The organism is Lysinibacillus sp. NPDC047702 (assembly GCF_050272555.1).
Taxonomy (GTDB): Bacteria; Bacillota; Bacilli; order Bacillales_A; family Planococcaceae; genus Lysinibacillus.
Genome location: NZ_JBNNMG010000028.1, coordinates 13,185 through 38,487, shown reverse-complemented (window position 1 = coordinate 38,487; position 25,303 = coordinate 13,185). Strand labels below are relative to the sequence as shown.

Annotated in this window: 28 protein-coding genes; 13 read left to right on the top strand and 15 right to left on the bottom strand. The window is 36.1% G+C overall.

Annotated features, from left to right (window positions below; all coding sequences use genetic code 11):
• Position 1 precedes the first annotated feature (1 nt).
• Positions 2-2,038: a hydantoinase/oxoprolinase family protein gene (locus ACQKIM_RS14505; RefSeq protein WP_427545082.1), complete on the bottom strand. Its 2,037-nt coding sequence runs from the start codon at positions 2,036-2,038 to the stop codon at positions 2-4.
• 310 nt (positions 2,039-2,348) lie between these two features.
• Between ACQKIM_RS14505 and ACQKIM_RS14500 the strand changes: the two genes are divergently transcribed.
• Positions 2,349-2,573 carry a hypothetical protein gene (locus tag ACQKIM_RS14500; RefSeq protein ID WP_427545080.1) on the top strand — a complete coding sequence of 75 codons (225 nt, stop codon included), beginning with the start codon at positions 2,349-2,351 and terminating at the stop codon, positions 2,571-2,573.
• A gap of 69 nt (positions 2,574-2,642) precedes the next feature.
• On the opposite strand, the gene ACQKIM_RS14495 is transcribed toward ACQKIM_RS14500, so the two are convergent.
• Positions 2,643-4,322: a formate--tetrahydrofolate ligase gene (locus ACQKIM_RS14495; protein ID WP_427545078.1), complete on the bottom strand. Its 1,680-nt coding sequence runs from the start codon at positions 4,320-4,322 to the stop codon at positions 2,643-2,645.
• 210 nt (positions 4,323-4,532) lie between these two features.
• Here ACQKIM_RS14495 and ACQKIM_RS14490 point away from each other — a divergent pair, with 210 nt between their 5' ends.
• A complete protein-coding gene (locus ACQKIM_RS14490) occupies positions 4,533-4,733 on the top strand; it encodes a cold-shock protein (RefSeq protein WP_004269397.1) in 201 nt (66 codons plus the stop codon).
• A 51-nt stretch (positions 4,734-4,784) separates the two neighbouring features.
• Here the strand turns inward: ACQKIM_RS14490 and ACQKIM_RS14485 are convergent, their stop codons facing one another.
• On the bottom strand, positions 4,785-5,570 hold the full coding sequence (locus ACQKIM_RS14485) for a VOC family protein (protein ID WP_427545076.1): 786 nt from the start codon (positions 5,568-5,570) through the stop codon (positions 4,785-4,787).
• Positions 5,571-5,891: 321 nt separating this feature from the next.
• Here ACQKIM_RS14485 and ACQKIM_RS14480 point away from each other — a divergent pair, with 321 nt between their 5' ends.
• On the top strand, positions 5,892-6,380 hold the full coding sequence (locus tag ACQKIM_RS14480; RefSeq protein ID WP_427545074.1) for a flavin reductase family protein: 489 nt from the start codon (positions 5,892-5,894) through the stop codon (positions 6,378-6,380).
• A 313-nt stretch (positions 6,381-6,693) separates the two neighbouring features.
• On the top strand, positions 6,694-7,176 hold the full coding sequence (locus ACQKIM_RS14475) for a hypothetical protein (protein ID WP_427545072.1): 483 nt from the start codon (positions 6,694-6,696) through the stop codon (positions 7,174-7,176).
• A gap of 407 nt (positions 7,177-7,583) precedes the next feature.
• Here ACQKIM_RS14475 and ACQKIM_RS14470 read toward each other — a convergent pair whose 3' ends face one another.
• From ACQKIM_RS14470 to ACQKIM_RS14455, 4 genes are all read right to left on the bottom strand, one after another.
• The gene (locus ACQKIM_RS14470; RefSeq protein WP_427545070.1) at positions 7,584-7,739 is read right to left on the bottom strand and encodes a YezD family protein; all 156 of its coding nucleotides are present in this window, start codon (positions 7,737-7,739) and stop codon (positions 7,584-7,586) included.
• A gap of 479 nt (positions 7,740-8,218) precedes the next feature.
• On the bottom strand, positions 8,219-8,812 hold the full coding sequence (locus ACQKIM_RS14465) for a TetR/AcrR family transcriptional regulator (RefSeq protein WP_427545068.1): 594 nt from the start codon (positions 8,810-8,812) through the stop codon (positions 8,219-8,221).
• 105 nt (positions 8,813-8,917) lie between these two features.
• Positions 8,918-9,592, bottom strand: coding sequence for a phosphopantothenoylcysteine decarboxylase (locus tag ACQKIM_RS14460; RefSeq protein ID WP_427545066.1), 675 nt, complete (start codon positions 9,590-9,592; stop codon positions 8,918-8,920).
• Between the two features lie 95 nt (positions 9,593-9,687).
• Positions 9,688-10,566 (bottom strand): LysR family transcriptional regulator, encoded by an 879-nt coding sequence (locus tag ACQKIM_RS14455; protein WP_427545064.1) that lies wholly within the window; start codon positions 10,564-10,566, stop codon positions 9,688-9,690.
• Positions 10,567-10,698: 132 nt separating this feature from the next.
• Here ACQKIM_RS14455 and ACQKIM_RS14450 point away from each other — a divergent pair, with 132 nt between their 5' ends.
• A complete protein-coding gene (locus ACQKIM_RS14450) occupies positions 10,699-11,601 on the top strand; it encodes a DMT family transporter (RefSeq protein WP_427545062.1) in 903 nt (300 codons plus the stop codon).
• Between the two features lie 328 nt (positions 11,602-11,929).
• Here the strand turns inward: ACQKIM_RS14450 and ACQKIM_RS14445 are convergent, their stop codons facing one another.
• The gene (locus ACQKIM_RS14445) at positions 11,930-12,436 is read right to left on the bottom strand and encodes a general stress protein (RefSeq protein ID WP_427545060.1); all 507 of its coding nucleotides are present in this window, start codon (positions 12,434-12,436) and stop codon (positions 11,930-11,932) included.
• 200 nt (positions 12,437-12,636) lie between these two features.
• The gene (locus ACQKIM_RS14440) at positions 12,637-13,077 is read right to left on the bottom strand and encodes a Dps family protein (RefSeq protein ID WP_427545058.1); all 441 of its coding nucleotides are present in this window, start codon (positions 13,075-13,077) and stop codon (positions 12,637-12,639) included.
• Positions 13,078-13,308: 231 nt separating this feature from the next.
• Between ACQKIM_RS14440 and pepF the strand changes: the two genes are divergently transcribed.
• Both pepF and ACQKIM_RS14430 read left to right on the top strand, forming a co-directional pair.
• Positions 13,309-15,123 carry an oligoendopeptidase F gene (pepF, locus tag ACQKIM_RS14435; RefSeq protein ID WP_427545056.1) on the top strand — a complete coding sequence of 605 codons (1,815 nt, stop codon included), beginning with the start codon at positions 13,309-13,311 and terminating at the stop codon, positions 15,121-15,123.
• A gap of 236 nt (positions 15,124-15,359) precedes the next feature.
• Entirely contained in the window at positions 15,360-16,343 is a 984-nt protein-coding gene (locus tag ACQKIM_RS14430; protein WP_427545054.1) for an SEC-C domain-containing protein, read from the top strand.
• 319 nt (positions 16,344-16,662) lie between these two features.
• Here the strand turns inward: ACQKIM_RS14430 and ACQKIM_RS14425 are convergent, their stop codons facing one another.
• Positions 16,663-16,860: a zinc-finger domain-containing protein gene (locus tag ACQKIM_RS14425; protein WP_427545052.1), complete on the bottom strand. Its 198-nt coding sequence runs from the start codon at positions 16,858-16,860 to the stop codon at positions 16,663-16,665.
• Positions 16,861-17,091: 231 nt separating this feature from the next.
• Here ACQKIM_RS14425 and ACQKIM_RS14420 point away from each other — a divergent pair, with 231 nt between their 5' ends.
• The 5 genes from ACQKIM_RS14420 (at position 17,092) to ACQKIM_RS14400 (ending at position 20,803) form a co-directional block, all read left to right on the top strand.
• Positions 17,092-17,484: a ribonuclease HI family protein gene (locus tag ACQKIM_RS14420; protein WP_427545050.1), complete on the top strand. Its 393-nt coding sequence runs from the start codon at positions 17,092-17,094 to the stop codon at positions 17,482-17,484.
• Between the two features lie 256 nt (positions 17,485-17,740).
• Positions 17,741-18,556 carry an amino acid ABC transporter substrate-binding protein gene (locus ACQKIM_RS14415; RefSeq protein ID WP_427545049.1) on the top strand — a complete coding sequence of 272 codons (816 nt, stop codon included), beginning with the start codon at positions 17,741-17,743 and terminating at the stop codon, positions 18,554-18,556.
• Between the two features lie 65 nt (positions 18,557-18,621).
• Positions 18,622-19,278 (top strand): amino acid ABC transporter permease, encoded by a 657-nt coding sequence (locus tag ACQKIM_RS14410; protein ID WP_427545047.1) that lies wholly within the window; start codon positions 18,622-18,624, stop codon positions 19,276-19,278.
• Between the two features lie 10 nt (positions 19,279-19,288).
• Positions 19,289-20,035, top strand: a complete 747-nt coding sequence (locus ACQKIM_RS14405; RefSeq protein WP_427545045.1) for an amino acid ABC transporter ATP-binding protein — start codon at positions 19,289-19,291, stop codon at positions 20,033-20,035.
• Positions 20,036-20,188: 153 nt separating this feature from the next.
• Positions 20,189-20,803 (top strand): C40 family peptidase, encoded by a 615-nt coding sequence (locus ACQKIM_RS14400; RefSeq protein ID WP_427545043.1) that lies wholly within the window; start codon positions 20,189-20,191, stop codon positions 20,801-20,803.
• 1,018 nt (positions 20,804-21,821) lie between these two features.
• Here the strand turns inward: ACQKIM_RS14400 and ACQKIM_RS14395 are convergent.
• Both ACQKIM_RS14395 and ACQKIM_RS14390 read right to left on the bottom strand, forming a co-directional pair.
• Positions 21,822-23,021, bottom strand: a complete 1,200-nt coding sequence (locus ACQKIM_RS14395) for an MFS transporter (protein ID WP_427545041.1) — start codon at positions 23,019-23,021, stop codon at positions 21,822-21,824.
• Between the two features lie 5 nt (positions 23,022-23,026).
• On the bottom strand, positions 23,027-23,425 hold the full coding sequence (locus ACQKIM_RS14390; RefSeq protein WP_427545039.1) for a MarR family winged helix-turn-helix transcriptional regulator: 399 nt from the start codon (positions 23,423-23,425) through the stop codon (positions 23,027-23,029).
• Between the two features lie 354 nt (positions 23,426-23,779).
• Between ACQKIM_RS14390 and ACQKIM_RS14385 the strand changes: the two genes are divergently transcribed.
• Positions 23,780-24,334, top strand: coding sequence for a DJ-1/PfpI family protein (locus tag ACQKIM_RS14385; protein ID WP_427545037.1), 555 nt, complete (start codon positions 23,780-23,782; stop codon positions 24,332-24,334).
• Positions 24,335-24,384: 50 nt separating this feature from the next.
• Here ACQKIM_RS14385 and ACQKIM_RS14380 read toward each other — a convergent pair whose 3' ends face one another.
• The 3 genes from ACQKIM_RS14380 to ACQKIM_RS14370 form a co-directional block, all read right to left on the bottom strand.
• A complete protein-coding gene (locus tag ACQKIM_RS14380) occupies positions 24,385-24,714 on the bottom strand; it encodes a DUF3889 domain-containing protein (protein WP_427545035.1) in 330 nt (109 codons plus the stop codon).
• A gap of 91 nt (positions 24,715-24,805) precedes the next feature.
• Positions 24,806-24,937 (bottom strand): hypothetical protein, encoded by a 132-nt coding sequence (locus ACQKIM_RS14375; protein ID WP_283871775.1) that lies wholly within the window; start codon positions 24,935-24,937, stop codon positions 24,806-24,808.
• A 21-nt stretch (positions 24,938-24,958) separates the two neighbouring features.
• The gene (locus ACQKIM_RS14370; RefSeq protein WP_427545117.1) at positions 24,959-25,147 is read right to left on the bottom strand and encodes a hypothetical protein; all 189 of its coding nucleotides are present in this window, start codon (positions 25,145-25,147) and stop codon (positions 24,959-24,961) included.
• Positions 25,148-25,303: the final 156 nt, after the last annotated feature.

Sequence of the window (25,303 nt, the reverse complement as noted above, 5' to 3'; positions counted from 1 at the left end):
GTTATTTCCCCTCCATCTCTACAATCAGATTGCCGTATTTATCTATTTCAATAGATTGCTTTTTATTTATCACAACTGTAGATGTAGGATTTTCCACAATAGCAGGACCAGCAATAACATAGCCCGGTACTAACTTTTGTTGATCGTAGACATTTACCTCTACCCAGCCTGTTTCTTTGACGTATAACTTTCGTGTTGCTTTTATACATGTAGAAGCATCAATATGTGAGAAATCTAACTCCTTAAACTGGACCGCTTCATCTTTCCCATAAATAGTGAGATGTAAATTTACTAGCTCTATTGAAGTCTCTGGTAAGTCAAAAGAGAACTCCTGTTTATGTTTGATATGGAAAGCTTCTGCTAATTGAGCTAGCTCTTCTTCATGAAACGAAATATTTGATGCATTCAATTTAACTGCATGCTCTTGACCTTTATAGCGCAAATCATAATTAATCTCGAAATAATAATGTTCCTTCGATAAAGGTGCATCCGCATAAGCATTTTCAATAGCCTCATCAATATTTTTTTGAATAGCAGTTAAATGATGATCATCAAAATTCATTAAGCTTGTTTGAATATAATCTTGTCGGTATTCCGTCATCATCATCCCTAATGCTGAAAAGACCGATGAGCCATATGGAATAATAACTTTCTTCATACCCAGTTCTTCCGCTAAATTAATCGCATGTAGTGGACCACCGCCACCAAAGGCAACCATTGTAAAATCCTCAGGGTCATAGCCTTTACGAATAGAAATTAGCTTGAGCGCATTTAGCATATTAGAGTTGGCAATATCTAAAATTCCTTGTGCTGCTTCTTCTGCTGTCACATTAAACGGTTTCGCGATTGCTTCAGTAAGTGCCTCCTCCACTTTGTCAATAGACACTGGATTATCGAAGTTTTCTAATGATAATCTACCTAAATAGACATTTGCATCTGTAATTGTTGGCTGCGTATTGCCTAAGCCATAAGCAACAGGTCCTGGATTTGCACCAGCAGAATCTGGACCAACTTTTAAGGAGCCGAATTGATCGACGCGTGCGATGGAACCACCACCATTACCGATTTCAACAATATCTACAACAGGTGTTTTAATCGGATAGCCTGCAAATTTTTCATTTCTTTCAATATAGTAATCTGTTGTAACATTTACTTTTCCTTCAGTAATGAGTGAACATTTTGCTGTCGTTCCGCCAACATCAAATGCAATAATATTTGATTCATTTAAAAGCTCTCCTAGTTTTGCTGCACCAAACATACCCGCTACAGGACCAGATTCAACTAGATTAATTGGCAATTCCATCGCTTTATCAAAGCTTGTCGTTCCTCCATTTGATTGCATTATTTTCAAATGATCTGTTATACCAATCGAGCTTAATTTTTCTTTTAGGTTTTTTAAATAAGCATGTGCAATTGGCTTTACATATGAATTTAAAACAGTAGTATTTGTTCTTTCGTATTCTCGATATTCTTTAATCGTTTCGCTTGAAAGTGTGATATACACCCCTGGCCAAAGCTTTTCAATTTCTTCTTTTAGCTGTAATTCATGAATTGGGTTTTTATAGCCATGAATCAATGAAATAGCAATAGCCTCCACACCTAATTCCTTGAATCTTCTAACAATTCCTCCGACTTCCTCGGTATTAAGCGCTTTCATAATATTTCCTTTAAAATCGATACGCTCATCAATTTCTTGTCGTAAGTAGCGCTCTACAAAAGGTTCTGGTTTTTTATATTTAAAATTATATAAGTCTGGACGATTACCACGAGCAATCTCTAATACATCACGGAAGCCTTTCGTTGTAATTAACCCAACTACTCCCCCTTTTCTTTCCGTTAATGTATTAATAATGACCGTTGAACCATGAATAAATGATTCAATCAATGAATCTTCCGTAACGTGTCGCCCTAATACATTTAAAATACCGTCCTCAAAATGACCTGGAGTCGTATGCCCCTTGTCAAAATGAAGATTTCCCTTCTCATCTGTGTAAACTAGGTCAGTAAAAGTACCGCCAATATCTGTTGCGATTTTCAAGTCTTCATCCCTCCGCGTTCCTATTATCGGAACAGTGTTCCGATTAAGAATTAAATAAATTATATTTAAAAGAAAAAGAAAATTCAATGTATTTTTTAAATAAAAATTCATTGACAATAAAATCTATAGTAAAATTCCATCTTTTCTTACCAATGTTGGGTAGTTATTGATAAAAAGCACCAAATATTACATTACATAAATTTTCCACAATAGGTAATAAAAGAAAAAAGACCCTGGTTATACACCAAAGTCCTTAACTTCATAATAAGTTTAAACTGCTCATATCCTTTTTAGGAGAGGATGATTATATATGAAAAGCCTTTTAGAAAATATAAGCTTGTTAGAGAACGTTTATGAATTATCTATTGCCGTACTTCTTCTATGTTCCCTGTTTTCTGTAAGACTTTTAAAAAAAATAAAGCGAGAAAGAAAGCTTTCTGTCTTTGAATTTACAATGTATATGCTCATTCGAATAGCCATTTTTTTATGGCTAACTAGTTTCTTACTTATTCGATATGGTACCTATTTACTTTAATTTTTTGAAAAATATTAAAGCTGCCCTTTCTAACTAAAATAAGGAGCAGCCTTTAATATTTTATATTATTTAGAACAACCCTATTGCATGGCCCTCATTATCCACATCCATACGCAATGCTGCTGGTGCTTTTGGTAAGCCTGGCATTGTCATAATGTCACCAGTTAAGCAAACTAAAAAGCCTGCGCCTAGCTTAGGAATAACCTCACGAATTGTTACCGTGAAGCCCTCTGGACGACCTAGTAAATTTGGTTGATCGGATAAAGAGTATTGCGTTTTTGCCATACAAATCGGTAGCACATCCCATCCAAATTTTTCAATCTGGGCAATTTGTTTTTTCGCTTGGTCAGTAAATTGCACATCTTTCCCGCCATATACCTTTTGTACGATGGTACGAACTTTTTCTTCAATGGACTCTGTTACATCGTATAGAGGTGAGAAATTGTTTTCTTCATCTAAGACAGAAAGTACTTGTTCAGCTAAGGCAAGCCCGCCTTTACCGCCTTCTTCCCAGACATTTGTACGTGCAATGCGCACATGATTCACTTTGCACCAGTTTAACACTGCCTCTAACTCCGCTTCTGTGTCTGTTATAAATCGATTTAATGCGATAATCGGCTCAACGCCAAATGTACGAATTGTCTCGACATGTTTAGCTAAATTTTCGATTCCTTGTAATAGGGCAGCAACGTTTTCTCCTACAAGCGCTGTTTTCGCAACACCACCATGCATTTTTAAAGCTCTAATCGTTGCTACAATAACAACGGCACTTGGTTTAAAGCCTGCTTTACGAGCTTTAATGTTCATGAATTTTTCAGCACCTAAATCAGAGCCAAAACCAGCTTCTGTAATCACGATATCCGCTAGCTTACGAGCAGTTTGTGTCGCCATAATTGAGTTGCAGCCGTGTGCAATATTGGCAAACGGTCCACCATGTATAATCGCAGGTGTGCCCTCAAGCGTTTGTACTAAATTTGGTTTAAAGGCATCTTTTAATAATAGTGTTAAGGCACCTTCTACTTGTAGATCACGCACAAATACTGGCTCACGCTCAAATGTGTAGCCAATTACGATGCTTGCTAAACGCTCACGTAAATCTTCTATGCTTGTCGCTAAACAAAAGACAGCCATTATTTCTGATGCAACTGTAATGTCAAAGCCGTCTTCACGCGGCATCCCTTGTACAGGACCACCAAGACCAACAACTATTTTTCGCAGCGTTCGATCATTTAAATCCATCACACGCTTCCAAATAATGCGACGCGGATCAATGTTTAACGTATTGCCTTGATGGATATGATTATCTATAAAGGCTGATAGTGCATTGTTGGCAGCTGTAATCGCATGGAGGTCACCAGTAAAATGTAAATTAATATCCTCCATCGGTACAACCTGTGCGTATCCACCGCCTGTTGCGCCACCCTTTACCCCCATTACTGGACCTAGGGACGGCTCACGCAAAGCCACAACTACATTCTTATTTAACTGATGAAGAGCATCCGCCAGTCCAACAGTTACAGTTGACTTTCCTTCACCTGCTGGAGTAGGACTAATCGCTGTTACTAAAACTACCTTTGCATCCTCACCCTGTGCTGTAATTTTTAATGGATCGATTTTTGCCTTGTAGCGTCCATACTGCTCGAGGGCATCCTCTGGAATACCTGCTGTTTTCGCAATATCCGTAATAGGCTTCATAACCGCTTGACTCGCGATTTCTAAATCTGTTAATGGTTGATTTTTCGTTGTCATTTGGCATCCTACTTTCTATGTTGTTCAACTTCATTATAGACTTTATTGTGAAAGAAAACATAATTAGTTATGCAAGCAATTCGACAATCAATTGACAACTTTGTTCAATTCATGTATGTTCTTAATGAAAATGCATTTTTTCACATTTTCTCAATTATGTCAGACTTAATTGATGATTTTTACATTCAAGCGCATTGGAGGCGAATGCTTATGCAACAGGGAATCGTAAAGTGGTTCAATAATGAAAAGGGTTATGGCTTTATTGAATGTGATGATGGAGAAGATGTATTTGTACATTTTACGGGGATCCAAGAGGAAGGCTTCCGTACACTTGAAGAAGGTCAAAAAGTTTCATTTGACGTGGTGGAAGGCAATCGAGGACCACAGGCGTCAAATGTAGTGAAATTATAAGCGTAAAGGAGCTGTTCTAATATACTGAACAGCTCCTTTTTATATTCCTAATCAACGATTAACCCAATAAAATGCAGCTGGAAAAACAAGCGTTTCCTTTGTTCTGTCAGAATCTTTTAATGTCACCCCAAATGGTCCCTCTTTTACGTGACCAAGTGTCAAAGTACTTGCCGCTTCTTTCTCATAAAAATCCAAACGAATATTGGGCAATTGTAAGGATATAAATTGAGCATGTTGTTGAGGCTCAGGTAATTCTAGTACTTTCTGCCATAATTCAACTGTAGCTTGCACATCTTTAACAAAAAATTGAACGGACTCCATCGTTATAGAATGATTCGTATCAATCGCTCCACTTTCCTCTAACTGCGAATATCGTTTTTCATCCCCGTCAGCCCACTCAATCAAAAATGGAAAATCAATTGGTAGCCCCGATTTCCCAAAATGTAATAACTTCCATTCTACAACGGAGCCGTCTGGACGAGTTCTGCTACAGGCATCAGGTCCATAAACTTCTAAGCCCATTGCACGTAACCTTGCCCCTTGTTCCTCAATATTTTTAGTTCGCAATGCAATTCGTGAAAAACCATAGCGCTCTTTGTCACGCTTAAACGTATAATGTAAAGAATAAGGCAATTTTGCTGCATGTTCAAATAAATCACGATCATAGATGGCAATTTGCTCAATATAGTTTAATCCAAAATAGCTTAACGTATTATATGTCCCCCACATTGTGTGTTGGCCCCCGTTCACTGTATGGATATTACGTTTGTTTAAAAAAACCTTTGAATTCTCCGGTGATTGAACTTGATGAACCAAATGATCAAAATACAAAGTCATATCTAACCCCCCTTTTTCTCTTTCATTATATACTTTACCTGTTAGTTTTGTTGGTTTAAAATAATATTAATAATATTCTGATAGTTATGAAGTTACTCTATTTTATGATTGCTATTTTTTAATGCGCATTGAAAAGGTTTTTCATTTCCAATAATTAATGGTATATTCACTTAAAATGAAACGTTCATTATAGGGGGGTTCTCCTTATTTCCACTTTCGGGCAGTTGATTGCTCATTTATGTTTTTGCTTCGTTTAAATCTTGAAGTGGAATTTTCACAGTTCATTCATTTATAAGGATAAAATAACAAGAGGTGATTAGAATGTCAGATAAAATAGCTGCTTTTAAACTAGCATTAGGGAATTATCCTACAGGTGTTACAGTTGTCACTGCCTGTAATGACAAAAATGAACCAATTGGTCTAACTGTAAACTCCTTTGCATCTGTTTCCATTGAGCCACTCCTTATTTTATGGTCGCTTGATAAAAAATCGCAGCTACATCCATATTTTACAGCTACCCAAAAGTTTGCTGTCAATATTCTAGCGAGTAATCAGGAGCATTTATGTACACTATTTTCAAGTAAAATTCCAGATCGTTTCTCACAGGCGAAATGGTCAACTTCCATTCACGGTCTACCGATTTTACATGATACAGCAGCCATATTACAATGTAAAACATTTCAGCAAATTGATGCAGGCGATCACACAATATTTATTGGGCAAGTCCTAGAAATTGATGCTACTCAAATAGAGCCTCTACTCTATCATCGAAGACATATCGGTCAAATCCCAAAAAGCTTTTATGAATAAAATGAGTTTGTGCAAAAAAACAGGATGATTGGTAGACATCATCCTGTTCCCCAGGAAAGCACTCAGTCGGAACGGAGATCAACCCCTCGTTTTGAAAAAGGGCTATACTTTTTAATTTGTCACCTTGATGTCATTGACATAATAGTATTTCAACAACATGAAAACAGGATTATTGGTAGACATCATCCTGTTTTTCATTAATGTTCGCTATATTATAAGCTCTCTAGTATTTTTTTATATAAAACTTTAGAATCTTAAGGTATTTTGTTGATATTTTTGTCGTAACTTTCTTGAAAGCGTGGAGGAAATTTAAATGAAAAATTGTATTCTGATGATGCTTTTTGGCTTTACCTTAATTTTATCAGCTTGTTCTCGAGTTGAGGTTGATGTACAGGAATATTCAGGGATTATTGGTAATGGAAAAGCTTTAGGTTATGAGTACACCGTAACAAAAGAACAACATAAATTTTCTTGGAAGGTTGGCTATAAAGGACATTTAACTATTATCGAAGAAAGTGCTGCCAGCGAGGATAGTTTAGTAAATTATATGCATGCTGTAAATAATAGTAAATCAGTATTATTAAAACTTGTATTATCGGTTTTATACTTTTTAGTTATTATGATAACAACACTTATCCTTAATAGAAAAAAAAGAAAAATATTAAAAAGCGGAAGTGTGATAATAGCTATATTGGCAGGTTTCGCTGTATATGTTGCCATTAAAGCATCTATTGATTTAAGTAGTTCATTACAAGAAGCAAAATACTATTATTTGATAATAACTAATTTAAAGTAAGGGATTTATTCGAACAGCATTAGTTTAAAAAATAATCAAAGCATTTAATCTCTCACATAAAGTAAGCGGATATTAAAATGAATAATTTAATCAACCTTTAGATAAAAATCATAGGAGACGGTGATAAAAGAATGTTAAAATATCAAACACCCCTTATTTCGCACCTTTTTGATTAGCTATAAAAAAGCCATATATAAGCACAGGCAATTACTCCTGCTTATATATGGCCTTCAGACGTCTGGTCAACTATTACTATCCTTTTTCTCCCCGAATAATAAGCAATAAGAATCCGCTACTAGATAATCAAATTCAACTGGATTGAGACGTTACACAAGTGTTGTCACAAGTAAAGGCTCTAGTTTGAATTCCGCTCCCTGTCAAGAAATTTCCTGCCATAAAGCTTTCTTTTACCTTTTCTGTGGAAATCTTTGCTTTTCAAGTCTGTTAATTTGAACGATGACACCGTCTTGAATTGTAATTTGCACTTCGCCAAATTCTAAATTTTGAATTGCTTTGGCAATTGCTTCTATTTTTTTGTCATCTACCTTTGCTTGCTGAGCCATACGATACACCCCTTCATTTCATTCTTTTGTACAAAAGAGGCTGACGCATCAAATTGATTGAAGCCCCCTTATTTCCTTCTGTTGGATTTAGCACCTTCACTGTTGACTGCCAAGGCTTCATGGGCCTAGTCCTTTTATCTCTCGTTAAAAGAATTACGTTTCTTGGAAATAATTCTATAATTCTGAAAACCTAATGTCAATATAAATATTACAAAACCTAGAAGAATACTTTGAAATTAAGAAAAAGGGTGTATCTTCTGTATAAGTATGGACTTTCATTCATGGATTTCTTGTCTTTTCTTTTACTTCCTCCATATATATTCTATTGGTCCTCTGCTGCATTTATTTCTCCATCCAACAAAGAATATGACGCTGACTTATACATTGTTTAGTTAGATGGATGGAGCCTACAATCATAATAAGGACTTAATCTATATTGAAAACAATTTGATGGAATGCTTATACATATGCAAGTAGGATTACTTTACATCATTGATCTCCCCAATAACACTTTCAACAGCTTCCTTCCAAATGTCTTTGTAATTTAATGGGCTACCAATAAGCATGAAATTTCCAATATTATCATAAACCATCGCAAGTACATGTGCCTTCGCTTCAATATTTACATCATTGATTGCCTTAATTTGAACAGCATATTGCAATAATTCATAAAAGCTTGCTAGAAAACCAGTTTGTAAATCATCTAATCTTTTCATATAGCTTTCATCACGAGAAGCTAATAGCATATATTGATTAAATATTTTATTAAAATATGGATCCTTCTTTTGTTCTTCAATTGAAATATACCCAATTTCTAAGAGCTTCGACTTTAGGTTACTTTTTGAAATATCCTTAAAGTTGAAGGTCATTTCGAGTTTAATTTCTTTACAGATTTCCTCAAATAAATGAGCTATTAATTGATCTTTTGATTGAAAATAATAGTAAATTGCTGGTTTTGATATTCCTACTTCTGCTGCAATCATTGCTAAGCTTGATTTTTCAAATCCCTTTTCCGCAAACATAATGTAAGCAACTTCTAGAATTTTATTAAATGTTTGTTCTCGATTTCCCATTATACCCTCCATTTTTTACCGGTCGTTAAGTGAATATTAAATTATATAACTATTTAAGACAAGAAAAAGCTATGTAGAGTCTTGAAAATCTACACAGCTTAACGATTAGTTTTGTTGTAAATATTCCATTAATGCCTTGGCCGCTTCTTCCTTACCTATCACCTTGATTGGTTGACCTTCTGCTGGAACAATCCAATGCGGTTCTTGTCCACCATATAATGATTGGGAGCTATTTGCTACCATAAATTGAGCATTGGCTGTTTGCATTCGTAGTTGTGCCCGTGATAATAAAAACTCATCATCATCTGTTGCCTCAAGCTTAAAGCCCACTAATGTCACATTGGGCTGCCAACCTTTTATTTGTCCTAATATTTTTGGCGCTTTCTTAAAGTGAATAATAGGTGGCTCATCAGATGGCATTTTACCCGCTTCCTTCATTAGATTACCTGATTGATCATACACTTTGTCAATAATCCAGTCAGAACCAGCTGCAGCCATAATTACAATATCCACCTGTTCTTCTTGCACAGCCTGACGAATTTTCTCGCCTAAATCTTCAATGCCCTCAAATCTAATCGTACGCATTTTATCTTTATTTGCTGGAAGTTGTGCAAAATAGCCATGCATATACAAAACATTTGCGCCAACAGCTAGTGCTGCCTCTGCTAAATAACAACCCATTGTTCCCCTTGATAAATTCGTGTGCCCTCGTACTTGATCCCATTTTTCAAGTGTTCCCCCACTTGTAATGAGTACGGTTTTCCCTTGTAATGTCCCCATACACTCACCCATTTTCTTAAATATCTACAAATACTATTCTAACGTAATGCTAGGAGATGCATCAATGCTGTTTTTCTTGTTCTCCTACTTACCAGTCATGCTGGATTATTTTGCTCTTGAAGCCAAGTACTTAAAATTTCTGCAAATTTCTTAGTAACCGGAGATGCTTGGTGCTTCATAGCGATACCAATTGTACGGTACCCGCCTTGCTTTAAAGGAATTGCCTTTAAAGTAGGCGGTAATGTATTTATCACTAGCTTTGGTAAAATACTGATGCCGAGCTGGTGGGAAATCATCGAAATAATCCCTACTTCTTCTGATAGTTCAAAGCGAATATTCGGCTTTACATGATATTGCTCCAAAATGACTTTCACATCATTTGTTCCTTTATAGGAAGTCATGATAAAGGGCATATCCTCTAGTTCAATAATATCTATTTCTGTCTTATTAAATAATGGACTTTTATCAGAGACGATACATAACAATGGATCCTGCTGTAGTTCTGTAAATAGAAATTGCTCTGATTTTTGACCATTTAAAAATCCTACTTCGACCTCTCCACTAAGAAGCCATTGTTCAATCTCATAATAGTCTCCCTCACGCAATTCAACTTGGATCCCTGGAAATTGATTGTCCATAATTCGAATAATTTCTGGCATCCAATTGGAGGAGATACTTGAAATAACACCTATTCGTACTTTACCACGAGTTACACCAAGTATATGTGCCGCTTCCTGCTGTAGCAGCTCTTGTGCATCTAGAACATGCCTCATTGCCCTTAGCATAGTATCTCCTTCACTTGTTAATGTGACACCAGCTCGACTTCTGTGAATAAGCGCAAAACCGAATTCTTTTTCTAAACTAGAGACAGCGTGACTCACTGCGGATTGTGTTAATCCTAATGCATCTGCAGCTTTTGTAAAGCTCGCCACCTCCGCAACCTTTGTTAAAATCTCATATTTAACTAAACTCATCGCAAACCTCTTCATACATGAATTTTTTTAATCCTAATCATTATAAACATTCGTTTTACTAATCACAATACAAGATATATAGTAATTTTTAGTATAAAAACTGTTTTAGTACACAGATTGCAGGTGAACATAATGAGTATCCAAGGAAAAGCAAATTTATTAATGGTGATAGTGACAATGTTTTGGGGATTGTCTTATACCTTTATGGTGATGGGGCTAGAGACATTGGCTGTTTATAATGTAGTGGCATTACGTTGTATCATTGCTTTTGTTGTAGCAGGCATCATCTTTTATAAACGTATGATAAAAGTCGATGTAAAAACATTTAAATATGCAGCTATTCAAGGGTTACTATTATTCATTGTGTTCGCTCTTAGCTTATTCGGTCTTGAATCAACTTCTGCCTCAAATGCTGGCTTTATTTTAAGTTTAACGGTTGTCTTAGTACCTATCTTTAGTAGTTTTATTGAGAAAAAATTGCCTTCAAGAGCTGTAAGTTTTGCTATTATTTGTACAATGATTGGCATTACTGTTTTAACTGTACATGGCTCCTTTACCTTTCAAAAAGGTGATATTCTAGTGGCCATCGCTGCACTATGTTATTCAATTTATCTATTGTTAAATAGTTCTTTTACAAGAAATGTTGAATCTATTTCTTATGGCATTTACCAACTTGGTTTTGCTGGATTATATGCACTTGTTTTAACTTTCTTATTTGAAACACCAACACTTCCAAACTCCTCTAGCTCATGGATTGCTATTATAGGGCTTGGTGTCATTTGCAGTGCATTTTGCTTTGTAGGGCAAACTGTTGCACAACAGTATACCTCTGCTACACATACAGGTCTAATTTTTTCCTTAGAACCTATTTTTGCAGCAATGTTCGCGATGATGTTTATTGGGGAAGGATTGACGTTAAAATTAATGATCGGTGGTAGCTTTATTCTAATTGGAAACCTTTTTGCACAGTTAGAGCAACTTCATGTGCTACGTTTTCTTAGAAAGCACCAACAGGAAAAAGCGATACACGAATAAAAGACAGAGTGCTCTATACTCTGTCTTTTTCATGTTGTAAAACTATTATGTTTATCAAATTACAAAGAATTTCTCTGTAGCAAAAATGAAGCTAAAGCAATCGCTACGCTTTAGCGCAAAAAGCGGCTCGTCATTCGCACACTGGAAACCAATCTATAATGGTTATTCTATTAAGCATAAATACTAGTCAATCGTGCATAATTTCTTCTCAATTCTGCAATCCCACTCTCAAAACAAAGATTTCCTGTTGTATTCGACAATGTATAGCCCAAGCATAAGAGATTTCTATATGAAAAGACAGAGCGCTCTACACTCTGTCTTTTGTTCTCTATAAATATCTTCTTAATTGCTCCGCCTCATTCATACGCTCCTCGGCCTTTAATCGTTCTTCTCGTTGTATAGCTGTTTCACCGATTAGCGGTTCAGGTGCTGTTAAACGTGGATCTAGTGGATCATGTCGATAACGATTTTCTTCTGAATAGACTGTTGACTTGGGATCAACTAAATCTACACACTCAGCAAATAAAACAATGGCTCCTTGCTCCACTAGCTGTGCATAATATGCTGTTTGTCCCTCCGTCAAACCGAAACGCTTTAAGCCTTCTGATACTGCTGTTTCTCCAGTGAACCACGATTTAAATTGATCTAGCCAATTACCTGCCTCATGAGTTTTCACATCAGCATCCCATTTGACATCCTCGAATTGATTGGCATCCTTTGCGATAATATGAATATCCTCTGTGTGATAGCCTTTTAATCGCATACTTTCTAAAATTTGAAACATTTCTTCCTTTGTATGCGCCACTTCAATTTGTGGGTTTTGTTCATTCATCATGTTCAATTCCTCCTAAGTTGTATGGCTTACTAGGTATTACCCTACTCTCCTCTGTAAAAACCCTTTTCATACATCCTTTAACAAACTGTCATAATTGTAATAATGATTTGATCCCTGTTTTATTTTTGTCATCTTCGAATAAAAATAAAAATAGGCTAATTGGAGCTGCTGCTACTCCAAATGCCTATTCTTAAACTATTTTATTTATCAAGGAAGGCTTTTAACATCCACGTATGCTTTTCTAGAGATTGGTACATGGCATTTAGCATATCCTCTGTACGGTCATCGCCTTCCTCCTCAGCTAGCTCCATTGTTGAATTTAATGCTTTCATCAGTTTTTGGAAATCCGAAATTGTTGTCGCCACCATTTCTTCTGTTGTTTCATCTCCTGTTGCTTCTTCTACATATGATAGCTCAAGATGATCTTTTAACGTTGCGACAGGCTTGCCGTCTTTCGAAAGAATACGCTCAGCAATGTCATCAAGATTTAACGTTGTTTCATTATATAATTCTTCAAATTTTGCATGCAATGTAAAGAAGGCATTCCCTGTTACATACCAATGATAATTGTGCAATTTCGTATAAAGTACAGACCATGTAGCAACAAGCTTATTCAATTGTTTGTTTAAATTTTGTGTCATAATTTCTCCTCCATTGTGTCAATAGTTCTAGCCATTAGTATGCGTTATATTCGTTGTTGGCTATACACACATTTTTCCCAAATGACATATTTTCAAACACAGGTATTTTTCGGATGAGATTTTGTTATTCTTTCTTCATTAAGAATATTTCAACTATTCTCTTAAATTATTTCACTTTCCGAAATAGTTTCGTTATAATTAAGTCACTTACTTTTAAAGGGGTGTTTATTGATGGAGGTTTTACCATTACGAAAAGATGTACCAGTTGAACAAACGTGGGATTTGAAAGTTTTGCTTGAAAATGATGCAGATTTTGAACCCGTTTTAGCGCAGCTTGTAGAGAATGCATCGCACTTTGAGCGTAACTATCAAGGTACAATTATAGATGCTCAAAAAGTCATTGATGTTCTCACAGCTTTTGAGGCATTAGAAAAAAGCATTGTTCCAATTGGTACTTATGCTAGCTTAACAATTCAAGCAGATCATACAGATGACACAGCCCAAATGCGTGCTGCAAAATTTAGTACAGCAGTTGGAAAAATAACTAGCTCACTATCTTTTGTACGTAGTGAATTGCTATCATTAGACGAGGGAATTTTAAAGGAAGCAAGTCTTCTAAGCCCTGTTTACAAGCTATATTTAGAGGATTTGTTAAAAAGAAAGCCCCATCAGCTACATCCAGAAGTGGAAAAAGCATTAGCTGCATTAAACGCTACTTTTGAGGCACCTTACGAAACATACAATACAGCAAAATTAGTGGATATGCATTTTGGAGAATTTGAGGCAAATGGTGAAAAACATCCATTAAGCTTTGTTTTATATGAAAACGGCTGGGAGTTCGAGGCAGATACAAATGTGCGCCGTTCAGCATTTAAAGCATTCTCGAATAAGTTACGAGAATATCAGCATACTACTGCCAAAGTTTATAACACACATATTCAACAGGAAAAAACAATGGCTGATTTGCGAGGCTTTGACTCAGTCATTGATTACCTATTATTTGATCAGGATGTCGATCGCTCACTCTATAATCGTCAAATAGACCTTATTACAAAAGAGCTTGCCCCGCATATGCGCCGCTATGCTAAGCTGATTCAAAAAGCAAATGGCATCGATAATATGACATTTGCTGATTTAAAAATTGCTCTTGATCCAGATTATGATCCAAGGCTAACGATGGCTGAGGCGAAAAATTATGTTGAAAATGCGTTAGCAGTACTTGGTCAAGATTATACAAATATGATTGAAAAAGCGTTTAATGAACGTTGGATCGATTTCGCGCCAAACAAAGGAAAGTCCACTGGTGCCTTCTGCTCAAGCCCATATGGAAGCCATCCTTATATTTTAATGTCGTGGAATGAGCGTATGAATGAGGTTTTCACACTTATTCACGAGCTTGGACATGCGGGGCACTTTGCCAATACTCATGCCCATCAATCTTATTTTAATAGTCGACCATCATTATACTTTATCGAAGCACCATCAACAATGAATGAAATGCTGCTAGCCAATCATTTATTAACGCATAATGATGATCTTCGCTTTAAACGATGGGTTATATCTAATATTGTGTCCAAAACTTACTATCATAATTTTGTCACACATTTACTGGAAGCAGCCTATCAGAGAAAAGTATATGAGTTAATTGACGCTGGTGAAGCTGTTAATGCTACAATTTTAAATCAATTAAAACGAACTGTTCTAGAAGATTTCTGGGGTGATACTGTTAATATTATCGAAGGAGCGGAGCTTACTTGGATGCGTCAGCCTCATTATTATATGGGCTTATATCCATACACATATAGTGCTGGTTTAACGATTTCTACACAAGTATCTCAGCGTATACTAAACGAAGGTGAAAAAGCTGTTGAAGAATGGTTAGCTGTACTTCAGGCTGGCGGTACAAAGTCACCAGTAGAACTTGCTCAAATGGCCGGGGTTGATGTTACAACAGATCAACCGCTTCGTGAAACAATTGCTTATATTGGCCATCTTATTGATGAGCTGGAGCGATTAACGGTGGAAATGGAAGCAAGTAAAGGCTAAACACAACTGTTCATTAAAAACCATCTATGCTTTACTATTAGCGTAGATGGTTTTCTTTTTTGGTTCTAAGCAGGAAAATGCGTACATATACTAGAACTAGGGCGTCCCTCTACATTTTTTTGATATTTCTAAATAGACAATCATTTTTCTTCATACAAAAGTACCGTTATTATTAAATGTATGCAATTTATTTAGCAAAAACCGACTAACAATTTTTAAAGGAAGTGTATCTAATTATGGTAAAACGTAATGATCCATGCCCATGCGGTAGCGGCAAAAAATACAAAAAATGTTGTGAAGGTAAACAGCAGGTAACAGTTGAAACTGTAGCAATTGAAGAATTAGAGCGTGTGCTGCAAACATTTTACATGGAGTATCCTGAGCGTAAAGATGTTCGTGCCTATATCGAGCATGTAGGAACATGGCAGCCTAAATTAGAGAGCGTGTTACAAAGAGAACTGATTGAGGCAGTTGCGTTAGATGACTTCTTCTTCCATCAAGAGCCATCTATTTGGAAAGGCTATTTGAAGAAAACAAAGAAAAAAACGGTAAGACCTTCTACTTTAAAGGTTTTAGAGAATTGGTCACAGCCTAATTTATTTATTGGCTCTGTCTCAGCTGTAGAAGAAAATTATTTCAAGGCTATCCATGTGCTAACAAATGAAGAAATTTATATTCGTCGAGAAAATGACAAGCCAATTCCTGAGGGAATGCATGTTTTTGCCTTCCTCTTACCAGACGGATCAAAAAAATTAGAGCATTATTTAGCTGTTTCAACACTGATCTTCTTCCCTCAAGATCATGCAAAAGTATTTGAGCAATTTAAGAAATCCTTTGAGGGCTCAGAGAAAAAGGCTAGCGCATTCCTGAAAGAAGAACACCTATCCTTCTGGGAATTACTTGTATCTAATGGCTATAAAGGAGAGGAATTTACAAACTTTGAGAGCAATGTCTTAACTCAAGTAAAGGATTTCCTTGAGCAAAATGATCGTGAGACTGCTCCGATGTTAGAGCTTTTAGAGGATTATTTAATTGAAGGACAACCATCTGCACGCAAAGAAGCTGCGATTGCTGCTGGTGCGATTCGCTATGGGCAAGAAAAGGCGTTATTCGAATCCCTATCCTTGACTGCAAAAGAAATCGCTGCATCGTTTGAAATTTCTGCTTCCTCTCTTACAAAGTATTATCAAGACTTAAGTAATTATGCTGCTACTAAATAGAGAGTAACTTCGTTTTCCTAATCCTAAATGGATAGTGAGAGACCCACTACAATTATTTAAAAAGTACTTGTATAACCAATATTTTGTTATTGGTTTCTATGGGCAAAAATGCGCCGTACGCTGGAGAATACTTCTTAAGCGTACGGCGCATTTAGGTATATAAAATAGAAAAAAGCTACTTTGTTATCAGCAGAGCCAACAACAAGGTAACTTTTTCTATGGTAACCAACCAATAATAGTATTTCCGATCATATTGATATTTATGCATTAGTTTTAGTAAATATGATTAATTTTTTATTAAAAAATAAATTTCGATTACTTACAGCTTCTTACTATATACTTTTAAAAGCTCTTCTCCAAGAAACTGTAGTCGCTCCCCCACTGTGCATGCCTCGATACAGAAACGATGAGCTCCTGGCTTTCCGCGATCTTTACGCAGCTGCTTAATCACTAAGCAATCCGCGCAATACGTATCATGCAGTTCATCAATATCTTTCATAACTGTCACTTTATCCATGTTAAACTCTCGCTCCCTCCCTGTCCAAAATTCGCTTCTTACTATTATGAAGTGAACGTTTTGAACAAGCAACTATTTTGTTTATTTACACCTAAATAAAGTGAAACTACAATCAGGTTTGCATTACTTACTTCTTCATTTTTGGAGTCTTACTGTTTATATGATAAAAATTGGCATGAACGAAAAATACCTTTGTTGTACAATTAAAATAAAACAAAAAGTAGGGATTTTATGTTAGAGGTATATATAGATGCTGCTAGTGCAGGTAATCCTGGTCCCAGTGGCATAGGTATTTTTATTAAAGGTGAAGGTCATCATATACAGATTAGCGAATTTATAGGTTCTACCAATAACCATATTGCAGAGTTTACAGCTTTAGTCCGTGGCTTAGAGGAGGCTCAAAAGCTTGGTTCAAGCATCGTCTCTATTCGATCTGATTCAAAAATTGTTGTAGCCTCTATGGAAAAAGAGTATGTGAAAAATGAGGAGTTTAAACCTTATCTCGAGAAGGCATTAGAACTTGCAGATACCTTCGATTTATTTTTTATCAAATGGGTCCCTGATAGTCAAAATAAAGCTGCTGATGCTTTAGCACGTAAGGCCATTCAAAAAGAAAAAAATTAAATCATAGACTAGGAACTGTTTTTGCCTTAGCGCGCAGTTCCTTTCCTCTATCTGCTTCATTTAATATTCCCTAATTTTTTATTTTTTATCATCTTTCTTCGTCATTAAATGATTGCTCTAAAATGAAGGCATTTTCTAATAATTCAATACGGATATTGACAATTTTAATATACGATGTTATTCTTTATCACATTAGTGATTTAGTTAACGAAAGTGAATATTAGAAATCTATTTATGATGTTAGGAGAATGCTAAAATGAAGCGTATATTCGTATTGCTTTTCATGCTGACAGCCGTGATGTTTGCATTAGCAGCATGTGGTTCATCAGAGGAGAAAACAAGTGGAACAGATAAAACAACTGCTGACAACAAATCAACTGATAAAGAAAAACTAATTATTGGTATTGACGATAAATTTGCACCAATGGGTTTCCGAGACGATAAAAATGAAATCGTTGGCTTCGATATCGACTTAGCTCGTGCAGCAGCAGAACATATGGGCGTAGAAGCAGAATTCCAACCAATTGCTTGGAAAACAAAGGAAGTAGAATTAATCAGTGGTCGTATCGATTTAATTTGGAATGGCTATACGATAAATGATACTCGCAAAAAACAGGTATTATTTACCAAACCCTACTTAGAAAACGCACAAGCTGTAATGACACTTAAAGATTCTTCTATAAAAGAATTAAAGGATTTAGCTGGTAAAGAAGTTGGACTTCAATCACAGTCTTCTGCAGCAGTTGCTTTAAATGAAAATCCTATAAACAAAGAAATTAAAACAGTTACTGAATTCGGAGATAATGTTTTAGCATTAACAGATTTAAAAACAGGTCGAGTAGATGCAGTTATTATCGATTCAGTTGTAGCTGAGTATTATATGACGAAAGAGCCTAACACATTCAAATTGTTAGATGAATCATTAGCACCTGAGCAATATGGGGTTGGTGTCAAGCCTGGCAATGAAGCATTATTAGAAAAACTTCAAGCTGCATTAGATAAAATGAATGAGGATGGCACTTCTGCTGAAATCTCTACAAAATGGTTTGGAGAAGATAAAGTTTTAAAATAATTTAATGCTATAAATTGTTAAGAGTTTCCTTGCGAAGCTCTTAATCTATTTGGAGGGAAGAAGAAATGGCGGACTACTGGCAAACAATGGTTTTGCCGATGCTTGAAGGGGCTAAAATGACAGTATTACTGTTTTTCATCGCCATTCTTGTATCGATTCCACTTGGTTTCATATTAACATTATCAGCAAAGAGCCGTTTTAAACCTCTTTCTTGGCTTGCACATACGTATATTTATGTCATGCGTGGTACACCACTATTGCTACAACTTTTATTAATTTGCTTCGGTTTACCTATGCTGCCAGTCGTTGGTGAGTACTTAGTGCTTGATCGATTTGTTGCGGCATGTATTGGCTTTATTTTAAATTATGCAGCTTATTTTGCTGAGATTTTCCGTGGTGGATTACTGGCCATTGATAAAGGTCAATATGAAGCAGCTCAAGTACTAGGTTTATCAAAATGGCAAACTACGACACGCGTTATATTGCCTCAAATGTTTCGAGTAGCCCTACCAGCCTTATCAAATGAATCGGTCACATTAATAAAAGATACAGCTCTTTTATATGCAGTCGCTGTACCAGAGCTATTGCACTTTGCACAAACAGCTGTCAATCGTGACTTTACAATTATGCCGTTCTTTATTGCTGGTGTTATTTATTTAGCCATGACACTTGTCTTAACTGTGCTGTTTAAATGGTTAGAAAAACGCTTTAAATTTGAATAGAGGTGACAATATGGCGCTGATTGAAGTAACAAACTTAAAAAAATCCTTTGGCGAGCTTGAAGTACTCAAGCGAATTACTTTTTCTATAGATAAAAATGATGTGATAGCTGTAATCGGTCCTTCTGGATCTGGTAAAAGCACTATGCTCCGAAGTTTGATTCATTTAGAAGAAATAAACGGAGGTAATATCTGTATAGACGGTGATTACTTGGTGCAAGAAGGTCAATATCCAAAGCAGCAGGAAATTAAAACAATTACAGCAAAAATGGGTATGGTTTTTCAGCACTTCAACTTATTCCCCCATTTAACGGTTCAACAAAACCTTGAAATGGCACCAAGCTTAGTAAAAAATGAATCTGCAGCTGAAATTGCTCGTCGCTGTCAAGATTTATTAAAAAAAATTGGACTTGCTGATAAAGCGAAGGCTTTTCCAGCCAATCTTTCTGGTGGTCAAAAACAACGTGTAGCCATTGCTCGTGCACTTATGATGAACCCACAAATTTTATTATTCGATGAACCAACCTCAGCCCTTGATCCAGAGCTTACAGGAGAAGTGTTAAAAGTTATGAAGGATTTAGCTGAGGAGCATATGACAATGATTGTGGTCACGCATGAGATGGGCTTTGCACGTGAAGTGGCTAACAAGGTGTTATTTATGGATGGTGGCGAAATTATTGAAGCTAATCATCCTGAAGAGTTTTTCAACAATCCTCAACATGAACGAACAAAGGCTTTTTTAAAGAAGAATTTAAAATAGAAAGACGGAGAGTAGCCATTATGCTGTTCTCCGTTTTATTATGTTTAATTGTATCCTTAATGTTATTTTATTGACATACAATTGTAATACTCTAATGTTAATATCATTTATGTATTAAGCAATACGCTTTCAAGTTATAGGAGGATACATACTATGAAAAACAAAAGAAAGTATAGATGGGGATTAAAATTAGCAGCATTGGCATTTAGCTCATCAGTACTTTTTTTATCGTTAGAGACAGCATCTGCTGCAACATACACAGTAAAATCTGGTGATTCTTTATGGAAAATTGCTAGTCAACAGGGAGTCTCTTTACAAGCATTAATGAGCTGGAATCATTTATCTTCTTCCACGATTTATGTTGGTCAAAAGTTAAACCTTAATACGATGCAACCTACTACACCTAATTCGCCAGCAAATCTTGTACAAATCGCCAAACAACAACTAGGTGTTAAATATACATTTGGAGGAACTAAACCAAGCACAGGTTTCGATTGCTCAGGATATATCACGTATGTTTATAATAATGCAGGTATTTCAACGCCTCGTAAAACAGCTGCTGGCTTTTACAATACAGCACAAAAAGTAAGTACACCTAAAGTTGGTGATTTAGTATTTTTCGCGAATACATATAAAGCAGGCGTCTCCCATGCAGGTATTTATATCGGTAATAATCAAATGATAAATGCAAGTAATAGTGGTGTGACGATTGCTAATATCAATAGTTCTTATTGGCAGAAGTACTTTGTAGGGTATGGACGCCTATAAACAAACTAGCTGAACTAATATAACCATTAGTTCGGCTTTTTACTTTATCGAAATGAAATCCATTTCAAAAACCTGCTGCTACAATTTACAGTAAAACATTTCAAAATTCAGGTGGCTATCATCGTGCAGTTGATGAAATTATTAAATTTAAACATTTTTCACCAAAAAGATGAACTACTATTGCTATTAGTTCAGCTTCATGTTGTTGAAATACTATTATGTCAATGAAATCAAGGTGACAAATTAAAAAGTATAGCCCTTTTTCAAAACGAGGGGTTGATTTCCGTTCCGACTGAGTGCTTTCCTGGGGGCGTCCGATGAGCCGCTTCACTCGCGTTGCTCGCTCCAGGGTCTCATCTGTGACGTTGAATCCCCGAGGAGTCACTCAGTCTACACTCCAATCAACCACTGCATTTTACACAGATGTATAGTGATAAATTGAAGTCTTAGCCATCACTATATTGCTAAAAACGGGGTTTGGGTAACATTTCCCTATTCAAAAAGCGGTGTTAGCAATAAGTGGCTTTATGTATAGTTACAAAGAGTTTTATGCACAAAATGTAGGTTGACAGCTATAGAATTGTACAACTATTCTATCCATTTAATGATGGTGAGATATGCTATTTTTGAGGTAAGAAAATAATTAAAGTTCTACACTATTGCTGATTGGAGTGTAAGGCTACTCGACTCCCGTGGGATAGCGAGACAGACGAGAAACCGAGGCCAACACGATGTTGGTCACGAAGGCGTTGTTGCTGTCGCCACGCTTTCACACAGATAAATTGTCACAGGACGTGACGCACTTAGTCTTCGTTCCTCAGCGCAGGAAGCGGCTCGTCACTCGCCCACAGGAAGCCTTGCTCTGCGCGAAAGCGAAGCGTCAGCGGCAAAGCGAGTAGCCTGGAACGGAAATCACCTTCATTTTGACTAAATATTCACAAAGAGTCCCTTGACTATTTAATTTTTCAACACTATGAAGCTGAACTACTATTGCTATTAGTTCAGCTTATAATTTTATTTAAAGTCCTATATCCCCTGCTACATGTTTAGTTTTTATTTTGGCTAAACGCACTAAATAGATAATAAAAACAACAACCAATAAACCTGCACCAGTTAAATAAACAGCACCATAGCCCGCTTGTACTGCTACAATTCCTAAAATATAAGAACCTAAGGCAATTCCAAGGTCAAACATCGTAAAGTATGTTGCCGTTGCATAACCACTACGTTGAAGTGCTGTTGATTGTACTGCTAATGCTTGTAAGCTTGTTGTTACTGCTCCGTAGCCGAATCCTATAAAAACAGCAGCACTTAAAAATAATGCCGGTCCCGTCACAAATGCAAGCATAACAAGCCCAATAGCAAAGGATATTATACCAGGAATAATGACAAATTGCGGTCCTCTTGTATCATAAAGTTTACCAGTATAAGGTCGTGTTATTAGCATTGCTGCTGCAAAAACTGCATAAAATAAACTGGCAATGGCCATGAGTCCTTTTTGCTGAGCATAGACGGATAAAAACGATAAAACACTCGCATATGAAAAAGCTACTAAGCTAGCAATAGCCGCTACAGGAAGTGCTTTGCGTTCTAATAAATCGTGCAATTTAAAGGTTAATTTCCCCTGATATGCAGGTTTAGGTAGATCATCTGTATTCACAGTCATAGCTAAAATACCACCCGCTACTATACAAATACTCATCACAATAAATAATACATTGAAACTACTATATTGAATAAGCAGCAAGCCGATGAATGGTCCAATCACGACAGCTAAATTAGTGGACATAGTGAAATAGCCAAGTCCTGCACCTTTACGATTCGCGGGTACAATATCCGCAGCTAAGGAGCCAGCCGCAGTTGTGATAACACTAAAGAAAATCCCTTGAATAAAGCGTAGTCCAAGTAAAAGTCCAAATGGATGAATGAATAAATATAATACTGTACATAGAAAATAGCCAACAATTGAGATAACTAAAAGCTTCTTCTTTCCAAAAACATCTAATAATTTACCCGAAAAGGGACGAACAATAATGGCTGATAATAAAAAACCTGATAGTAATAGCCCTGCCTCTTTATCAGTTTGATGAAGCTCACCAATCGCATAAAGTGGTAAAGTTGTTACAAGCCCATAAAAAACAAAAAACACTGAAATATTTGTTAAAAACAAACTAATAAATCGCTTCGTCCATATTTTTGAATTTTCCTCATGCTGCATGTCAATCAACCTTTCATTTTTTCCAATAGACTTATAAATTGCTGTTGTTCTTCAACAGTAAGTGATCCTACCATTTCTTCCTCAAACGCTACTATAGTATCTGTAATAGCGGGCAAACGCTTCTCCGCTTCAGGTGAGAGAGTAACAATCTTTTCCCTCTTATCTTCACCGTCTATTCTTTGTACCCAACCTAACGTTTCAAGTCGAGTAATTGCCCTTGTAATACTTGGAGCCTCAACATTTAAATATTTCCAAATTTGCGTTAATGTCATTGGACCGTGAGTATGTAAGCAGTATAAAATCGTCCACTGTGAGCTATACAAATTATGCTGTTTCAGTACTTCGTTTAAACAGTTCGTTAAATAACGACTTTTTTGGAATAAGGCATGGAATATCGGATTCAATTTGTGACCTCCTCATTTATCCCTCATTAACGGGCAGTAATTTATCTGTATCAATATACAAGGTTCCTCAAAACTCAGCGAAAGCAATGAAGTTAGGTGTAATGTCCAATTAGTGAAGATCAGAAGCAAGAAATCTTCATTGCTTAAATACTAATTTATTTACCTAGCTAAATAAATACTATACGCTTCATTTTTTTCATTGTAAAGTAGGTTGTTTGAACGTTATGCAATGCATTCAGCAATTTGCAATTACTTATGAATACCTATTTCTTTCAGCTTTTCTAAAATATCAGCAGGGAATTTTTTGAAAGTGTCGAATTTAGCTAGTAAATCACAATAAAAGGAGATGAAAGTATGGGGAAAAAAGTATTAATAATCGCAGGTGATGCTGTAGAGGCGTTGGAAATTTTTTATCCTTATTACCGCTGCTTAGAGGCCGGCTATGATGTGACGATTGCAGCACCCTCAGCAAAGAAGCTACAAACTGTATTGCACGATTTTGTGGATGGGGTCGATACATATATCGAGCGTACAGCATATGGCTTAGAGGCACACTCATCGTTCGCTGATGTTGATCCAGCACAATTTGACGGACTCATTATTCCTGGTGGTCGAGCACCAGAATATATTCGTTTAAATGAGTATGTTCCAGCACTAGTAAGCCATTTCTTTGAAGCCAATAAACCAATTGCCGCTGTCTGTCACGCAGCGCAAATTTTTGCAACCATTCCAGAGGTGCTAAAAGATCGTGAGCTCACAGCTTACATTGCCTGTAAGCCAGAGGTTCAGGTAGCAGGAGGCACTTATATTGATGCAAATCTTCATACTGATGGCAATTTAGTCAGTGGTCATGCATGGCCAGATCTACCTGGATTAATGCGTGAATTTATTCATAAATTAGAACAATAAGGGCAGTAAAAAGGATGCCTTATGCGCTAGGCATCCTTTAACTTTAAGCATTATGAGGCAGCTTCCTGTAACTCGATGTTTTCTAACTTATTCGTCTTTGTAACATATTGAATTTTTACATAGACCCCAAATTCCTTATCATTTTGTTTCAGCCATAGCTTAAATTTTTCTATTGTTGTATCCCCTTGAATCTCTCTTCCCTCATACAAATAGTCCACTATCTTAGCTAGTGGATATTTAATTCTCACCTCTTTTATCGCTACTATACTCCACTTTGCATAGGCTGGATCTTCTTGTTGGGCAAAAACAGCCGTTGGAATATGTAATTGCGAAGTAAGAAATATAAGAAAAATTCCAATTGATAGACAAAATTTTTTCAATTTAATTTCCCCCTTTGGTGTATAAACTGTTAGACAAAGCAAAAAATAAGTGCTCCAAAAGCAAAATTACTTAAGGAGCATTTTTTTTTGATTATTGTTTAGGTTGTTGAGGATTATTATGAATAACCTGATTAAATTCTGCTGAGTATTCTTCCCGGTCATTCTTTTTATGGACATCTTCTTTCTTTTTCTTTTTAAAGCTTGTTTTATTTTTCTTTGCCATTTCTAACCCCTCCACATTTAGTTATTTCTTTTTATTGGATTGCTGATTTTTATCATGGTTTGTCTTATTATCTTTATTTTTAGCCTTTGCATCAAACTCAGCTGACAATTCTTCATTCAGGTTGTCATTAGGATTATTGTTATTACTATTACTTCTATCGAGGTCTTTGCTTTTGTAGGTACCGAAAGGGTTATGCGTTCTAACATTCATCGTTTTTTTACTGTTTTTATTGCCCACAGATATTCACCTCCTACCTGTAATGTGCTCAGGAATGAAGGATTTATGCTTTGGGGAAAACTTCAATGGCAGGGTATATATATATCAATTTCACCTTGGTAATTGTAGCTGCTGCTTTGCTTTGGCTAC

Excerpts from the sequence above, each read along its gene's own strand:
- ACQKIM_RS14500 (WP_427545080.1), top strand. The coding sequence starts at position 2,349 with ATGAAAAGCCTTTTAGAAAATATAAGCTTGTTAGAGAACGTTTATGAA.
- ACQKIM_RS14495 (WP_427545078.1), bottom strand. The coding sequence starts at position 4,322 with ATGACAACGAAAAATCAACCATTAACAGATTTAGAAATCGCGAGTCAA.
- ACQKIM_RS14490 (WP_004269397.1), top strand. The coding sequence starts at position 4,533 with ATGCAACAGGGAATCGTAAAGTGGTTCAATAATGAAAAGGGTTATGGC.
- ACQKIM_RS14485 (WP_427545076.1), bottom strand. The coding sequence starts at position 5,570 with ATGACTTTGTATTTTGATCATTTGGTTCATCAAGTTCAATCACCGGAG.
- ACQKIM_RS14480 (WP_427545074.1), top strand. The coding sequence starts at position 5,892 with ATGTCAGATAAAATAGCTGCTTTTAAACTAGCATTAGGGAATTATCCT.
- ACQKIM_RS14475 (WP_427545072.1), top strand. The coding sequence starts at position 6,694 with ATGAAAAATTGTATTCTGATGATGCTTTTTGGCTTTACCTTAATTTTA.
- ACQKIM_RS14470 (WP_427545070.1), bottom strand. The coding sequence starts at position 7,739 with ATGGCTCAGCAAGCAAAGGTAGATGACAAAAAAATAGAAGCAATTGCC.
- ACQKIM_RS14465 (WP_427545068.1), bottom strand. The coding sequence starts at position 8,812 with ATGGGAAATCGAGAACAAACATTTAATAAAATTCTAGAAGTTGCTTAC.
- ACQKIM_RS14460 (WP_427545066.1), bottom strand. The coding sequence starts at position 9,592 with ATGGGGACATTACAAGGGAAAACCGTACTCATTACAAGTGGGGGAACA.
- ACQKIM_RS14455 (WP_427545064.1), bottom strand. The coding sequence starts at position 10,566 with ATGAGTTTAGTTAAATATGAGATTTTAACAAAGGTTGCGGAGGTGGCG.
- ACQKIM_RS14450 (WP_427545062.1), top strand. The coding sequence starts at position 10,699 with ATGAGTATCCAAGGAAAAGCAAATTTATTAATGGTGATAGTGACAATG.
- ACQKIM_RS14445 (WP_427545060.1), bottom strand. The coding sequence starts at position 12,436 with ATGATGAATGAACAAAACCCACAAATTGAAGTGGCGCATACAAAGGAA.
- ACQKIM_RS14440 (WP_427545058.1), bottom strand. The coding sequence starts at position 13,077 with ATGACACAAAATTTAAACAAACAATTGAATAAGCTTGTTGCTACATGG.
- pepF (WP_427545056.1), top strand. The coding sequence starts at position 13,309 with ATGGAGGTTTTACCATTACGAAAAGATGTACCAGTTGAACAAACGTGG.
- ACQKIM_RS14430 (WP_427545054.1), top strand. The coding sequence starts at position 15,360 with ATGGTAAAACGTAATGATCCATGCCCATGCGGTAGCGGCAAAAAATAC.
- ACQKIM_RS14425 (WP_427545052.1), bottom strand. The coding sequence starts at position 16,860 with ATGGATAAAGTGACAGTTATGAAAGATATTGATGAACTGCATGATACG.
- ACQKIM_RS14420 (WP_427545050.1), top strand. The coding sequence starts at position 17,092 with ATGTTAGAGGTATATATAGATGCTGCTAGTGCAGGTAATCCTGGTCCC.
- ACQKIM_RS14415 (WP_427545049.1), top strand. The coding sequence starts at position 17,741 with ATGAAGCGTATATTCGTATTGCTTTTCATGCTGACAGCCGTGATGTTT.
- ACQKIM_RS14410 (WP_427545047.1), top strand. The coding sequence starts at position 18,622 with ATGGCGGACTACTGGCAAACAATGGTTTTGCCGATGCTTGAAGGGGCT.
- ACQKIM_RS14405 (WP_427545045.1), top strand. The coding sequence starts at position 19,289 with ATGGCGCTGATTGAAGTAACAAACTTAAAAAAATCCTTTGGCGAGCTT.
- ACQKIM_RS14400 (WP_427545043.1), top strand. The coding sequence starts at position 20,189 with ATGAAAAACAAAAGAAAGTATAGATGGGGATTAAAATTAGCAGCATTG.
- ACQKIM_RS14395 (WP_427545041.1), bottom strand. The coding sequence starts at position 23,021 with ATGCAGCATGAGGAAAATTCAAAAATATGGACGAAGCGATTTATTAGT.
- ACQKIM_RS14385 (WP_427545037.1), top strand. The coding sequence starts at position 23,780 with ATGGGGAAAAAAGTATTAATAATCGCAGGTGATGCTGTAGAGGCGTTG.
- ACQKIM_RS14375 (WP_283871775.1), bottom strand. The coding sequence starts at position 24,937 with ATGGCAAAGAAAAATAAAACAAGCTTTAAAAAGAAAAAGAAAGAAGAT.
- ACQKIM_RS14370 (WP_427545117.1), bottom strand. The coding sequence starts at position 25,147 with ATGAATGTTAGAACGCATAACCCTTTCGGTACCTACAAAAGCAAAGAC.